Annotated in this window: 12 protein-coding genes; 6 read left to right on the top strand and 6 right to left on the bottom strand. The window is 42.4% G+C overall.

Annotated elements, in window-relative coordinates:
- The first annotated feature begins 6 nt into the window (after positions 1-6).
- From QVE09_RS01505 to QVE09_RS01495, 3 genes are all read left to right on the top strand, one after another.
- Complete coding sequence (locus tag QVE09_RS01505; protein ID WP_315935351.1) at positions 7-1,320, top strand: ABC transporter substrate-binding protein; 1,314 nt, start codon at positions 7-9, stop codon at positions 1,318-1,320.
- Positions 1,321-1,388: 68 nt separating this feature from the next.
- Positions 1,389-2,261, top strand: a complete 873-nt coding sequence (locus tag QVE09_RS01500; protein WP_036616033.1) for a carbohydrate ABC transporter permease — start codon at positions 1,389-1,391, stop codon at positions 2,259-2,261.
- 1 nt (position 2,262) lies between these two features.
- The gene (locus QVE09_RS01495; RefSeq protein WP_315935350.1) at positions 2,263-3,093 is read left to right on the top strand and encodes a carbohydrate ABC transporter permease; all 831 of its coding nucleotides are present in this window, start codon (positions 2,263-2,265) and stop codon (positions 3,091-3,093) included.
- Between the two features lie 122 nt (positions 3,094-3,215).
- Here the strand turns inward: QVE09_RS01495 and QVE09_RS01490 are convergent, their stop codons facing one another.
- Both QVE09_RS01490 and helD read right to left on the bottom strand, forming a co-directional pair.
- A complete protein-coding gene (locus QVE09_RS01490) occupies positions 3,216-3,920 on the bottom strand; it encodes an SDR family oxidoreductase (RefSeq protein WP_315935349.1) in 705 nt (234 codons plus the stop codon).
- A 220-nt stretch (positions 3,921-4,140) separates the two neighbouring features.
- Positions 4,141-6,555, bottom strand: a complete 2,415-nt coding sequence (helD, locus tag QVE09_RS01485) for an RNA polymerase recycling motor HelD (protein ID WP_315935348.1) — start codon at positions 6,553-6,555, stop codon at positions 4,141-4,143.
- Between the two features lie 369 nt (positions 6,556-6,924).
- Between helD and QVE09_RS01480 the strand changes: the two genes are divergently transcribed.
- From QVE09_RS01480 to QVE09_RS01470, 3 genes are all read left to right on the top strand, one after another.
- Complete coding sequence (locus tag QVE09_RS01480) at positions 6,925-7,242, top strand: winged helix-turn-helix transcriptional regulator (RefSeq protein ID WP_017688544.1); 318 nt, start codon at positions 6,925-6,927, stop codon at positions 7,240-7,242.
- A 146-nt stretch (positions 7,243-7,388) separates the two neighbouring features.
- Positions 7,389-8,267, top strand: coding sequence for an SDR family oxidoreductase (locus tag QVE09_RS01475; RefSeq protein WP_315935347.1), 879 nt, complete (start codon positions 7,389-7,391; stop codon positions 8,265-8,267).
- A 261-nt stretch (positions 8,268-8,528) separates the two neighbouring features.
- Positions 8,529-9,509, top strand: coding sequence for an aldo/keto reductase (locus QVE09_RS01470; RefSeq protein ID WP_315935346.1), 981 nt, complete (start codon positions 8,529-8,531; stop codon positions 9,507-9,509).
- A 75-nt stretch (positions 9,510-9,584) separates the two neighbouring features.
- Here QVE09_RS01470 and QVE09_RS01465 read toward each other — a convergent pair whose 3' ends face one another.
- The 4 genes from QVE09_RS01465 to QVE09_RS01450 all read right to left on the bottom strand — a co-directional run bounded on the left by QVE09_RS01465 (position 9,585) and on the right by QVE09_RS01450 (position 14,269).
- The gene (locus tag QVE09_RS01465; RefSeq protein ID WP_062834357.1) at positions 9,585-9,956 is read right to left on the bottom strand and encodes an iron chaperone; all 372 of its coding nucleotides are present in this window, start codon (positions 9,954-9,956) and stop codon (positions 9,585-9,587) included.
- A 264-nt stretch (positions 9,957-10,220) separates the two neighbouring features.
- Entirely contained in the window at positions 10,221-11,474 is a 1,254-nt protein-coding gene (locus QVE09_RS01460) for a hypothetical protein (protein WP_315935345.1), read from the bottom strand.
- Positions 11,475-11,787: 313 nt separating this feature from the next.
- A complete protein-coding gene (locus QVE09_RS01455; protein WP_315935344.1) occupies positions 11,788-12,261 on the bottom strand; it encodes an HIT family protein in 474 nt (157 codons plus the stop codon).
- 967 nt (positions 12,262-13,228) lie between these two features.
- Complete coding sequence (locus QVE09_RS01450) at positions 13,229-14,269, bottom strand: NAD(P)-dependent alcohol dehydrogenase (protein ID WP_315935343.1); 1,041 nt, start codon at positions 14,267-14,269, stop codon at positions 13,229-13,231.
- Positions 14,270-14,322 lie beyond the last annotated feature (53 nt).

Below are 14,322 nucleotides of genomic sequence, written 5' to 3'. Positions count from 1 at the left end.
TTTGCATTGAAAACAATAAAAAGAAAAAAGGCGATTTCCATTATTCTGGCCAGTTTATTATCGGTCTCGTTAACCGCATGTGGATCAGGAGGTACGGATTCCGGCACAGCTGCTGGCGGGGACAGCAAGAGTGGCAAAGTCACATTGGAGCTGGCAATCTCCAAAAGTTCTCAGGACTCTGCCTTCATCCAGCAGGACATTCTCGATGCATTCGAAAAACAAACGAACATTCGCGTCAATTTACAGCTGATTCCAGCGGAACAAACAACGACCGTATTGCAAACCAAACTGGCTGTAGATGAAACGCCTGACATTATTCAGTACAATCTGGCGAGTGCAGTCACGGACCTGAACCTTGAACGTAACTTCGAGATTCTGGATAACGAGCCTTGGGCGAGCAGAATTGTGAACAAAGACGTCCTCTCTTCTGGTGGCCATCTCTACAGCTTCCATGTCAGCCAAGATACCGGGATGCAAGGGGTCGTTTATAACAAACAAATCTTTGAAGAACTCGGGTTGTCGATTCCAACCAACTACGAAGAATTCCTGGCAATCTGTGAAAAAATCAAAGCAAGTGGCATTACGCCTGTATTCATGCCTTACAAAGATGCCTGGGCTGCCAACATCTGGCCTGCTGCAGCTTTTGCCGAATTTATAGCCAAAAATGAACCGACTTTTTTTGATGAGTTGAACAGCAACAAGAAAAAATGGTCTGATATCCCGGAATTCAAAACATTCCTGGAACAACAATATGAGATTTACACCAAAGGGTACACCAACACGGATGTACTCAGCGACAGCTATGACATGGCAGTAGGTAAATTCCTGAACAAGGAAGTAGCCATGATGTTTATGGGCGATTGGTTAATCGAAGGCGTGGCCGAGCAAGATCCAAATATGGAACTGGGGGTATTCCCGATTCCATCGTCGGATCATGCCAGTCTGGGTGCAAGTCCACTGGGCGGACAACTGTTCATTCCGAAGAAATCCAAACATTTGGATGAAGCCAAACAGTTCCTGGACTATATCGCTTCCAAGGATGTCGCACAACAGATCGTCGATTCCAAAGGATACGTATCCAATTTCAGTGACGTTACTACACCGGAACTGCCAGCCTACAAACAGGATATTGTAGACAACTATATTACGCCGAAGAAAACCGTGCTGACAACGGATGCATACATGCTGGTCGACCGCAGCGAACTGTATCGGTTGTTACAGGATCAATTTGCAGGTGGATTGTCACCGGAAGAAGTACTGAAATCCTGGGATGAGAAGTTCAGTCAGCTGATGCAGGATAAAGGTGTAGAAGGTTTCTAAAGAGTGAAATATAAGGCAGCATAACAGGATCGATCGTTATGCTGCCTAGTTATAACGGAGTGTGAGACATGAAAAGGACTAAAAATCTGTACTCGTATTACATGATATTTCCCGCACTGATTATCTACTCCATCTTTTTCGTTGTGCCTGCTCTCGCCGCTTTCTATTACTCATTCACGGATTGGCGGCTGGATCGGTTGGAACTGAAGTTCATCGGGTGGGATAATTTCAAGAAAATTTTCTCGGACAAAACGCTTATTCTGGCGCTGAAAAACACGGCGATATTTGCAATCGTCACCGTCGTTGGCAAGAATGTCATCGGCCTATTGCTGGCCGTAGGACTTAACATGCGATTAAGAACAAAGAACCTGCTGCGTGCGATCTTTTACTCCCCTTCCATTCTCAGCATCCTTGTGATCAGCATTTTGTTCACTCCCATGTTGCGTACCGAAGGTACAATCAACAATTTGTTGGAATCTGTAGGATTACATTCGTTAAGCCAAGCTTGGCTGACCAACCCATCGATTGTGATCTGGACGATTGCCATCGTCTCGATCTGGCAGAGTGCCGGGTTCCAGATGGCTATCTATCTGGCGGGCCTGCAGTCCATTTCTCAAGAGTATTACGAGGCAGCCAAGATTGATGGCGCAAGTTCGTGGAGAAGTTTTTTCAAAATCACACTACCACTCTTGCTGCCCGCGATTAACATTAACTTGATGTTGACATTGATCGGTGGACTCAAAGTATTCTCCGAAGTATATGTCATGACCGGTGGTGGCCCGGGTAACGCTTCCCAGGTCGTAGGTACGATCATTCTGCGATCTTTCGGCGAAGGCAACTGGGGACTTGGTACGGCGGTCAACACCCTTCTGTTCGTGGTCGTTACCATTATCGCTATACCGCTATTGATCTTCATGCGGCGTAAGGAGGTTACGGAATAACATGGGCTATACACGCAAACTCGCCATCCGCAACTATATCGTGGAAGGTTTCCTGATTCTGGCCTCTCTTATCGTGCTGTTGCCGCTTGTCATTCTGATCTTTGGTTCATTCAAAACCAGCGCCGAAGTGCTTAGCTTCTCCCTGAGTTTTCCGGAAACATGGCAGTTCTCAAACTATGTTCGTGTCTTCCAGGAAGGCGGTCTGTCGCGAGCGTTCTTCAACAGCATTTTGATTACTGGCGTATCTTCCATCATTAATATCGTTGCCTCTTCGGCAGCGGCTTTCATTCTGGCACGTCGGGAAACCAAACTATCCGGCACCATCTACATGTATTTCTTCATGGGACTGATTGCGCCAATTTCGATTATTACGACCATACGGGTTGTACAGGGATTGGGATTCTACGGCAGCATCACCAGCGTTATTTTGATCTACGCCGCGTTAAATACGGCCTTCAGTGTATTCTTGTATAGCGGATTCATCAAAACCATTCCACGAGCGCTGGACGAAGTCGCATTTTTGGAAGGAGCAAGTGTGTTCGGGGTGTTCTTCCGCATCGTCACACCACTCATCCTGCCCGTTAACGCAACGGTAGCCATCATGGTGTTCATGTCTGTATGGAATGACATTACAATTCCGGTGTACTTCCTGACAGACAGTTCCACATGGACGATGCCACTGTCGATCTACAATTTCTACGGCAAATATAGCCGGGACTGGAACCTGATCTTTGCCAATCTCGTGCTTACTTCGTTGCCTGTATTCATCCTGTATCTATTTGGGCAAAAATACATTGTCAGCGGCCTTACTGCAGGTGCAGTTAAAGGCTAAGGCTTATATTCTCACGGTTCTCAAGGAATAGAATTGGAGTATTCATGACGTACTCAACCCCCACCATATCTGGTGAGGGTTGTTTTATTTATAGCGAGAAAATGCATCTACACTTCTCTTCTCTATTTCTGAAACAATTGAGGGTAAAGGGCAGCAACACCACCAGCAAGACCCTGTTGTACATTCCGACTGGTATCATCAGCAATAATCTCGTAGAGATCTGCTTCGATGGAATCTATTGCAATTTTGGCAATATCCGTTGGGTTCGTTTTTGGCGCGTCGATACCTGCCGTCATATCCGTATCCATAAACGCTACGTGCAATCCGGCAACACTAACGTTCTTAGGTGCTAATTCCAGACGTAATGCATTCGTAATCCCCCACTGAGCTGATTTTGCAGCTGAATATGCACCTGAATTACCAAGGCTGAGCCAAGATAGAGCGGACAGGATATTCAGTATCGAACCGCCCCCATTCTTCTCTATCACCGGTGCAAACGCACGAATCATTGAAAGCGTACCGAATACATGTGTATTGAACTCCAAGTGAATATCGTTCAGCTCACCTGTGAGCAGAGAAGCACCCGTAGCGGAACCAGCATTATTGATTAGAAGGGTTACATCACTAGCTACCTCAGCTGCAGCCATGACAGATTGTGGATCAGTAATATCGAGTTGCAGTGGAATAGCCCCCGGCAGATCAATGGATTCAGGGTTTCGCGCGCCAGCATACACTTTGGTTCCTCTCGCCAGCAGTTCAAGAGCAAGTTCCTTGCCCAACCCTCGATTAGCCCCACTTACTATAGCAACTTGTTTGGAAATATTCATTTATTATTACTCCCTCTCATTGAGAATTTATTCATTTTCGAGCTATATGGGAATGATCATTCTCATAACTCCCAATAACAATCTATCACATCGGGAACGATCAGTAAAGAATAACTTTTATGATTCATGTCTTTATAAAAAGAAGATGCCCGATAACCTTTGAAAAAAGGCTCCGAGCATCTTTCTTTGGTCCTTCATTTAAAATGGATTTACTTATGGATTACGATCTTATGTCATACAGATTCGCAGGTAACACCTGCACAAATGGTGACCAGTCGCTAGTGCTATATAGATGAAGTCGGTGCATGGCCCGTGTGCAGGCCGTATACAGAAGCTTGCGGTCATATTCCTGGCTGTAAGCTTCTGGTGAAGCATCATAGACGAGGACAGCATCGAACTCGACGCCTTTCGCGAGGTACACAGGAATAACCATGATTCCTTTTTCGAAAATCTGTGTGTCCTTTGTTATGAGCTGTAACCCTTCGCCTCCTTGACTTTGTAACCTTTCATAGGCGTCACGGCTTTCAGCCGCAGTCTTCGTAATCACGGCGATGGAACCAAACCCCTCCGCCTTAAGCGCGGCGATGTCTGCGAGAATCTGCGCACCACGCAGCTTTTCGTCCTTCAATTTTGTTAAAAGAGGCTTCTGATCTCCCCTTTCAAAAGGTCTGATTTCTTCTCCCCCTGGTAACATGTGCCTCGTGAATTCAACAATCTCTTTGGTAGAACGATAACTGCGTACCAGGCGTATCAATGTAGTTTCGGCTTCTCCATATAGGTGAACCAATGGCGAGTTAGACGCTGCTAACTCCGTAGCTTGCATAAAGATCGCCTGCCCGAAATCACCCAGTACGGTCATGCGAGCACGAGGAAACAGTTTCTTAAGATATTCGTATTGAAACGCCGAATAATCCTGACCTTCATCGACAAAGACATAACGAATCTCTGTGTTCGTCCGGACGCCCTCGATCATTTCTTTTACATATAAATACGGAGTAGCATCCTCATGGAACAGCTTGTTTTGAAGGATCATGGCCTTGGTCTGTTTACAAATCTCAGGCCAGTGCTTCGGGGGGATTGCTCCATTCGTTTGTTCCCGATATGCGGTTTCATTTACAAAAACTTGTTCATATATACCTTTGACATCCACGAACTGAAATTTCCGCACACTCTTTCTTAACGGTTTAAACATGTCTTTCACCAGTTTCTGACGCAGTAGCTCCTCTTCCCGCACTGCAAAGTTAAAGGCACCCTCATCTTGCACTACCTTGTTATTTCCATCCTCCCGTGCTGCGTATTTTTCCGCCACATCGAACACAGGCTTTTCTTTGTGCAACATGCGGAAAGCTTCCACGTACTCATCCGTGTCCAGATAATTCAACTCCTCCAGAACCCAGTCTGCTTCCCGTTCCAGACGTTCCAGCGAAACAAGTTCTCTCAGTAGCCATTCCTGCACAAGAAGAATACGGTTGGACAATGTAAGATTTTGATCTAAACTGTAAAATTGGGTCTTGATTCGATCTGAAGTGATGAATTCACGTCCCCGAAATTGAATGTCGTTGAACCGCATGCCCTCCCGCCCCAGCCACTTACCGTAGTTTTGGAGCACTTGCAGGAATGTCTCGGAAGCTTTGTACTTGATCGCCTCCAGACGAGCCTCATAACCTGGATCTTCTTGGGCTGTCAGCACATATTCAATCTGATCAAAGGCATCCTCTGGTCGTAAGGAGGAATCCAGCCAATAATTCAGATATTCCTGGAAAGTGGTCTGCTGCATGTTCTCTTCGCCAAGTTCCGGGAGTACGGTTGAAGTATAACTGGTAAACATCGGATTCGGTGAGAAAAGTACAATCTGATCTGCTTTGACAGTCTGGCGGTGTTTGTATAATAAGTAGGCCACTCGCTGTAACGCAGCGGACGTCTTGCCACTGCCAGCTGCCCCTTGAACGATAAGCATTCGGCTTCGGTCATCACGAATAATGGCGTTTTGTTCCTTCTGGATCGTTGCTACAATGCTCTTCATTTGTGAGTCTGCACCCTTGGCGAGCACTTGCTGCAACAATTCGTCACCAATCGTCTCAGTTGAATCAAACATGCTATGAAGCTGCCCATGTTGAATCTGAAATTGACGCTTGAGCTCCATCTTTCCTTCGATTCGTCCTGAAGGTGTGTCATAACTTGCTGGCCCGGGAGAGTGATCATAGTACAGACTCGCAATTGGCGTACGCCAGTCATAGATTAGAAAGTTCAATCCATCTTCATCCATGAAGGATGATACGCCGATGTAGATCTGTTCAGTCAATGTCATGTCTTTTTCCTTATAGTCGAAACGGCCAAAATACGGCGTTGGAAGCAGTCTCTTTGTATTTTTCCATTGTTGTGTTAACAGCTTGTGCCCGCGCTCCCTCTCGGCCAACACTCTGGACTGCTGATTAATGGTATAAAATGCATCTTCAAAATCCGTGTACGAACCCGTATTAATCGTCACTTCTTCCCAGAATCGTTTACGAATTTCGGCAGCCTGTTCATGCAGTCCTGCAACCTTCGGCTCCAGCTCGTCGAGTCGTGCCTGAAGCTTGTTCCTCACCTTCACTAGTCTTTCCTCTTCCAACTTCCATTCATTTGTTTTATCCATGAATAAGTCCACTCCCTTTTCCATTTATTAGGACCAAAAAAAGAGCATTGACAAATCGGAATGTCGGATGTAAAATTAAATTAGGAGAAATAATGATTCATCCTTTACATTAAAAACGAAATATCAATTGCGCTATAGATTATATCATGGCTTTTTTTCGCGTTCAATCCTTTTTTTATTCTGTTTGAGTTAAACAATAATTTATATGATATAAGGTGTCCCTCGAGCTACACTGAGGGCATCTTTTTTTTGTGTCCTGGGCCTGGTTCATACCCTGAATGCGCTGTAAGCTATACACCCCTTTATAAGTTCGATAAAATGAACGAAACATGAAACATGAGTTGATGCTTTTGGGAGGGATACATAAACATGAATATAGAACCTGTGGAGGACCGTTGTCCTGTTGAGTTTGCAGTCAATATGATTGGTGGGAAATGGAAGCTATTAATTATAAATCGGCTCATCCGCCATTCAACAATTCGATTCAATGAATTACAGAAAATGCTGGACCCCATTACGCATCGCACATTAACCAGGCAATTACGAGAACTTGAAGAAGCTGGTTTGATAAACCGTGTTACCCACCCTGTAGTTCCGCCTAAAGTCGAATATTCCCTTACAGAAAAAGGACAAAGCCTGACTTCGATCTTGTTTCAGCTAGGTGATTGGGGATCGAAACATATGTAAAACGCTTTCCCACAGTATCCCAAGGGATACTTTATATCATTAATGTGCGTACTTACGCTCCTATTCTAAATCCGTTATGCTGAGGTCAATGCTGAGTGTTAACTCATTCATTCCAATCACATATTGAAAGGAAGTTATTGACCACTATGACACAGAATGATCGATTTTTAGTATATGGGGCATCGGGCTCCCAAGGCGGCGCTGTCGCTCAATTACTCGTTCAACACGGTTGTGAGGTTCGCACGATTACTCGAAATGAGGCAACAGCCAAAACACTAAAAGAACAAAACATTGAAGCTTTCATCGGGGATCTATCAGATGTGGAACAGCTCCATGCGGCGCATCAAGGTATAAGTAAAGTATTCCTGAACCTGCCGGTGGAGTTCAATCCGGATAAAATCAGACAATATACCAAAAATGCAATTGATGCTGCTATACAGGCAAACGTTAAATTGTTTGTAGTTAACACGGGCACCTATGTTCCTGACCCTATCACCCATTCCAAAGGAATTGAATTGAAACGTGAAGTTATCGATGAATTGCAGCAAAGTGGTCTTCCATATATCATTGTGGAACCCATTGTATACTTGGAAAACTTCCTGATTCCCGGAATACTGAACAATGGCGTTTTGGCCTACCCGGTACCAGCAGACAAGCCAATCTCCTGGATTAGCTTAAACGATGCAGCTCAATTCCACTATTATGCCCTGACTCATTCGGAATTGGCAGGAAGCATTATCCCAGCACCCGGATTAGAAGCCCTGACAGGTGCACAATTAGCGGAACCATTCAGTGCTGTATTAGGTGAAAAGATCAGCTTCATGTCTCTACCTTTTGATCATTTTGAAGCAGCGATTCAGCCTTTGTTGGGAAGTGAGACAGCAACAGGTCTTAAAGGATTGTACCAATGGATTGATGGGCATACAGATCTTCTTCCACGGTATCAAGAGTTGGATGATAACATCAAAGCCAATCTTAAATTAACCAAAATAAGCGATTGGATTCATCAAACAATGATTAAATAATATTTTTTATTTGAAATCCCCTCTCGCCTGCTATTTATGAACAAGCCCTTTGAATCTCCAACGGAGAAACGAATGGCTTGTTCTTTTTATATGAAAACTTCAATAGACTCAACTGATTCAGATCCAGAGATTGTGATAGGATTAGGCAAAAGTTTGATAGTAATGTGGTACAGGTTGTTCCATTCGTTATGACATAATAATGTGTATATAGATCACCATACAGGTGGCAATAATAAACATTAGAAAGGATTTGAACATGATATGGAGTATACAAAACTTGGTAACACAGGCTTGGACGTATCTCGATTTTGCCTGGGATGTATGGGATTTGGGGACGCCAGTAAATGGGTTCATGAATGGGTACTGAATGAAGAAAATTCTCGCCCCGTGATCAAAAAAGCACTGGATCTAGGCATTAATTTCTTCGATACAGCTAATGTATACTCTCTGGGTACAAGCGAGGAATACCTTGGTCGGGCATTAAAGGATTATGCCAATCGGGATGAGGTTGTTATTGCTACCAAAGTACACGGACAAATGCATAAAGGACCCAACGGTTCCGGGCTTTCCAGAAAAGCCATCCTGAGTGAGATTGATAAAAGCCTGAAACGATTGGAAACGGATTATGTAGATCTGTATATCATTCATCGTTGGGACTACAATACGCCTATTGAAGAAACCATGGAAGCCTTACATGATGTGGTGAAGTCCGGTAAAGTGAGATATATTGGCGCTTCGGCCATGTTTGCATGGCAGTTCCAAAAAGCATTACATGTAGCAGAGAAAAATGGTTGGACCAAGTTTGTCTCCATGCAGAACCACTTGAATCTCATCTACCGTGAAGAAGAAAGAGAAATGCTGCCTTTATGCAAGGAAGAAAAGATTGGTGTGACTCCCTACAGTCCTCTTGCTTCAGGCAGGTTAACCCGTGACTGGTCCGTATCGACACTCCGATCCGAGACAGACAAAATTCAGAAATCCAAGTACAATGCGACCAGCGATGCGGATCAGCTTGTTGTTGAACGAGTTGCATCCATTGCAGAAAAATACGGTGTCCCTCGCACACACATTGCACTTGCGTGGTTGCTACAAAAAGACACTGTAGCGGCTCCAATTATTGGTGCCACCAAAATATCGCATCTGGAAGATGCGGTAGGTGCTCTTTCCGTTAAGTTGACCTCAGAAGACGTAACTTTCCTTGAAGAGCCTTATGTACCTCACCCCGTAGTAGGTGCTCAATAATCGCTTTAGCTTAAAGTACAGAAGACCTCCTCTTTCCGCATCCGGAAGTTGGGGGTCTTCTTTTTATATCGCGATTTATTTGCGCCAAAATGTTGAACATTCTGCCTTATCCGCTATATTGAACTCAATCATTCTCTCAAGTAACGAAAAATCAATCTCCTGTTTCCACTTCATCCGCACCAACTCTTTGGTGTGATCATAACCCGCCTGTGTGATCTCTTCCGAAAAACGATTAATTCCTGCCTTCTCGGGAGCAACAGCCAAGTGTTGTTTGGATACACTAAAACCAATAATAAATGTCTCATGGTCGGTAAACATCGGTTGATTCCAGGCTATTTTTTGCTTTAAATTCGGGAATTTTTCAGTAATCCAGTTCAAAACTTCTTCCGTTCGTGCCTGGTGTTCCGGGTTATCGATGCGTGCTATAAATTCTGCAAAGGTCTCCATTGGTTTCCCCCTATATCATGAAATATACTATTAATTTGCCCCATTCAAACTCATTCTATCATGAATATCCAATTCAAAAACCCTTATCGGTTGTTTCAATGCAAAAAAATTTGTAACAACAAAGTTCTCTTTAATAGGCGCTTTTTTACGATTTCTAAAACAGTAAAAAACTTAAGATTGGATTTCAAACCTGCTTCCAAATATATTGAACCTTCATAGAATATAAAAAGCCGTTGATTGTTGTTATCAACGGCACTCCAACTCTTATTTAGTTACCTTGTATTTAATCAGATTATATCGGTGGTCGCTAATCACGGTGCGATAGACCACATTTTCGGACGAGTCATATGCAAAGTTACTCTTATGCACATCATCTAAAACAAAGTATTTACTAAGTATAATGTCTCCATTATCTTTCATTAAAGTATACCTCTCACCCCATTTGCCATCAATGGTTCCAAAGCTAGTATACTCAATATAGCTATCGTTTCGATAGGAGTTCATTAAACCATTAAAATTAAGCTCTCCTTCATACGCATGAGAAAACAGCTTTTTGAAGTTATGATCATATAAAGTGATACTGTGTTCAGATTGGTTATCAATTAATAGTTTACTTCCGGTTGAATGCAAAGAAATATTCATGTTTCTATTAAGCACAGTTTCCCATTTGAGTTTTCCATTCACTCCATAAGCCATTAATTTCTGTCCGCCATATGAATTGGATCTTGCATATTCTACAATTAATGTACCTCCACTTAATTGATGATAACCCGCAACGTAGAATCCACCAATCTTCTTGGAGTTAATCGTAAATAACGGCTTTTTCAAAGAGGTTACATCTTTAAAAACCTCGATTTTATTCTCACCTACAAAATGGAGTACATAACCAGAAGTCATTACTTCAGTTTTATAACCTAACACAGTTTCGCTTGTCGTTATTCCTTTGGAATTTAATGTGATAAAACGGGACTGATTTTTAAGACTATCCGTTTGTTGTAGAACAATTCCGTTTTTATACGGATAGATATTTGAGAAACTTAAATCCTTCTTCTCGAATAAACGCTTTCCTTTCGCATCCAAACTAAGAACGTTAAACGTTTTCCCGTGATTGGTAGAATACTGATAAAATATATTACCGCTCTCGTTATAAAACCATGTATGATTCAACGGATAAAAGTTTTTCACTTTATTTTTAATGTCATACGTCCAGGCAAGTTTCCCTGTCTTAATATTTATCGTATACAGGCTGAAGTTATTACCAGACACAGTGGCGGGGTTTAACATAACAAGCTGAGCAGCACGATTAATATGGTCTTGTGGAGTGTAACCTAGTTCAAAGCTCAGATAATCAATTTCTTTAGGAAAAGTATGTACCCACTCCTGCTGTAGCCCTCCGTGCTCCTCTAAGCTTAATTCGTTAAATTCTGCATACATCTGATTTGTACTAGCTAAATATAATGTAAAAACTACGAAAATTGCTATCAACCTTTTAAATATCTTACCTTTCAATGCTGACACAACCCTTCTCTTATCTTATGATTTTTTCGTTACAAAGAATATCATTAATGCAGCTTACTTCTGATGAACTACCGTCCTTGTGAGTGCATGAGAGGTTAATAATAATATGCATTTACTTAGAAGGACGTATAATTGATCCGAAATTAAATAATGAAGTAATTCCGCCTAGTTTTAGGTCGTAATCACCCGCGGTAGTCACAAGTGGTATATCAGCCTAACCCTCGTATCGTGTTCCTTTTTAAAGTGGATTGGATGATCACCCATAAAGGGATCAAATATAACATAGGGTCTCAAATCCATCTCCTTCTAGACCTTAAATGTTTTCCTTTATCCAAAAACGCAACTTATCTGCATAGAGCGCGCGTTCATCTGGATCGGACTGAGAACCATTTGTATAATAAAGTTGATCATTCACGTATCTAGGGTATATATGGAGATGATAATGCCACACATCTTGATTACCAGCCGGTTCATTATGTTGCCGCGTCGAAATCCCATCACATCCATATGTACTTTTCATTGCAAATGCTGTAAGCTGAGCCGCGCGGTGAATTTCAACAGCGTAATCCGCAGGGAGTTCAAAGATGTTCTCGAAATGTTGATTCGGAACAATAAGTACATGTCCTTTATTGTTTGGCCACCATTTGCCCGCTATAAATGCCGTTACCTTTTCATTCTGATAGATAATATCCCTTTGTTTTGTTCCCTGATCAGGTCGCTCGATACCCCAAATACGACAAAATGGACATTCGTATCCTTCCGGCTGATGTGAAAATGATGCTGTCATCTTTCTCATTCCACTCCTTTCATATGTTTCCAACTAGTTATTAGACGCAGGTATCTTCTGTTCGTTGCGTTATTCTGCCCGTTAGTTTAACGTCCTGTTTTAAAACTTGTATAATTCACACGTTAAATTGAACGCTCTGTTTTCGGACGTCTTTATAAGTATATATCGAGCTTCGCACTATGTTGATAACAGAATCATGACAGAATATTGTTATGAAAAACACAGATAATTGATAAATTGTACAGATGGATCTATTCGCTTTTTTTATGATAATATTTCTAATGTTGTTTACATAACAAATCATTATGGGGGTTTATTTAATTGCAGAAAAAGAACGTTTTAATTTCATTGAGAGGACTATTAGTTCTCGTAACTGCAGAATTTCATTTCACTGTTGCAAAAGAAAATCAAACCAACGTTGCATGATGAAGAAAAAATATTCTAGCATCAATTGATTATTGCTTCAACTTTTATTCTAATGGAAAACTCAATCAGCAAGAAAGAAATTGAGGTTAATTCAAATTATTATACTGGTTTTGTTTCGAGAGTACAGAAATTGTATGATACACTTTCTCAAACAAGTATGGTTATCTTCTAAAAGATCAAATAAAAGGTAATCGTGCAGATTCTGAAGTACGTATAAAAGTAGTCAAACAGATCAAATTATTCCTGAAAAACTTACCAAAAGAGTACGAGAACTCTAAGGAATTTTCTGATCGGTTTAGTGCCGCTGCTGATCATATAAAGCCTTTATTACATCTTAATTTCTAGTCTATTTGAGCCGCCGTTGCGGCTCTTTTTCTGTTTGTACATATAATGTAGAAAGAATTGTTAATGATTAATTATGAATTTCACCAAGAAAAGCTATAGAATGCCCGTTCAATTAAAAAACAGAAGAGCAGCTGACCTTGGCGGCAGCTGCTTTCTTCTATCTTTAACTATCACTATCAACAATCACACTTCACAATTACATAGTGCTGATATCAATAACAAAGCGGTATTTCACGTCGGAAGCCAGTACGCGTTTGTATGCTTCGTCAATCTGGTCTGCGGAGATGACCTCAATGTTAGGCGCAATATCATGTTCTGCACAAAAATCAAGCATTTCCTGCGTCTCACGGATACCACCGATCATGGAACCTGCGAATGAACGGCGATGACCGATAAGAGAAAATACGTTAACAGCTAAAGGCTCTGCAGGAGCACCCACATTCACGAGTGTACCATCCAGCGTGAGTAGTGAGAAATAAGCGTTAATATCAATATTCGCACTTACTGTGTTAATCATCAGATCAAAGGTGCCTGCAAGTTTCTCGAATGTTTCCGGTTCGCTTGTGGCAAAGTAGTGATCTGCACCAAATTGCAGTCCATCTTCTTTTTTGCTCAAGGATTGGGAGAGAACCGTTACTTCGGCACCCATCGCATGTGCAATTTTGACAGCCATATGACCAAGGCCACCCATACCTACAACAGCAACCTTCTTACCTGGGCCAGCGCCCCAGTGATGCAGTGGTGAATACGTCGTAATACCGGCACACAGCAAAGGTGCAGCAGCATCAAGTGCAATGTTATCAGGGATGCGAACGATGAAATCCTCTACGACAACAATGTGAGTTGAATATCCACCTTGCGTAGGCTCACCGTATTTGTCTACCCCAGCATAAGTAGGAATATTTCCTTTGAGACAGTATTGCTCTTCACCTTTGCGGCAGTTCTCACATTCGCCACAAGAGTCTACCATACATCCGACCCCTACTCGGTCACCGACCTTGTATTTGGAGACTCCTGTTCCTACATCGGTTACAATTCCGGCAATCTCGTGTCCAGGAACGAGTGGATAATTCACTGGGCCCCATTCACCGTGGGCAGTGTGGATATCAGAATGGCAGATACCTGCATATTTAATTTCGATTAATACATCATTGGTATCCAGATCACGTCGTTTAATTTCAGCACTTCTGAATTGTTGGTCTGGTCCGTCAACGGCTCTGGCTTTAGCTATAATCAATGGTATAACCTCCTCGTAATTTAAAGTTCAAAATAATCTTACCCCCTCTAGTT

The sequence above is a fragment of the Paenibacillus sp. ClWae2A genome, assembly GCF_032452295.1.
Classification (GTDB): Bacteria; Bacillota; Bacilli; order Paenibacillales; family Paenibacillaceae; genus Paenibacillus.
This window is presented reverse-complemented; position numbering and strand designations above follow the sequence as displayed.

What these genes read in the sequence shown, in the direction of transcription:
- QVE09_RS01490 (WP_315935349.1), bottom strand. Translation starts at nt 3,920, where the DNA reads ATGAATATTTCCAAACAAGTTGCTATAGTAAGTGGGGCTAATCGAGGG.
- QVE09_RS01470 (WP_315935346.1), top strand. Translation starts at nt 8,529, where the DNA reads ATGGAGTATACAAAACTTGGTAACACAGGCTTGGACGTATCTCGATTT.
- QVE09_RS01455 (WP_315935344.1), bottom strand. Translation starts at nt 12,261, where the DNA reads ATGACAGCATCATTTTCACATCAGCCGGAAGGATACGAATGTCCATTT.
- QVE09_RS01495 (WP_315935350.1), top strand. Translation starts at nt 2,263, where the DNA reads ATGGGCTATACACGCAAACTCGCCATCCGCAACTATATCGTGGAAGGT.
- QVE09_RS01475 (WP_315935347.1), top strand. Translation starts at nt 7,389, where the DNA reads ATGACACAGAATGATCGATTTTTAGTATATGGGGCATCGGGCTCCCAA.
- helD (WP_315935348.1), bottom strand. Translation starts at nt 6,555, where the DNA reads ATGGATAAAACAAATGAATGGAAGTTGGAAGAGGAAAGACTAGTGAAG.
- QVE09_RS01500 (WP_036616033.1), top strand. Translation starts at nt 1,389, where the DNA reads ATGAAAAGGACTAAAAATCTGTACTCGTATTACATGATATTTCCCGCA.
- QVE09_RS01480 (WP_017688544.1), top strand. Translation starts at nt 6,925, where the DNA reads ATGAATATAGAACCTGTGGAGGACCGTTGTCCTGTTGAGTTTGCAGTC.
- QVE09_RS01465 (WP_062834357.1), bottom strand. Translation starts at nt 9,956, where the DNA reads ATGGAGACCTTTGCAGAATTTATAGCACGCATCGATAACCCGGAACAC.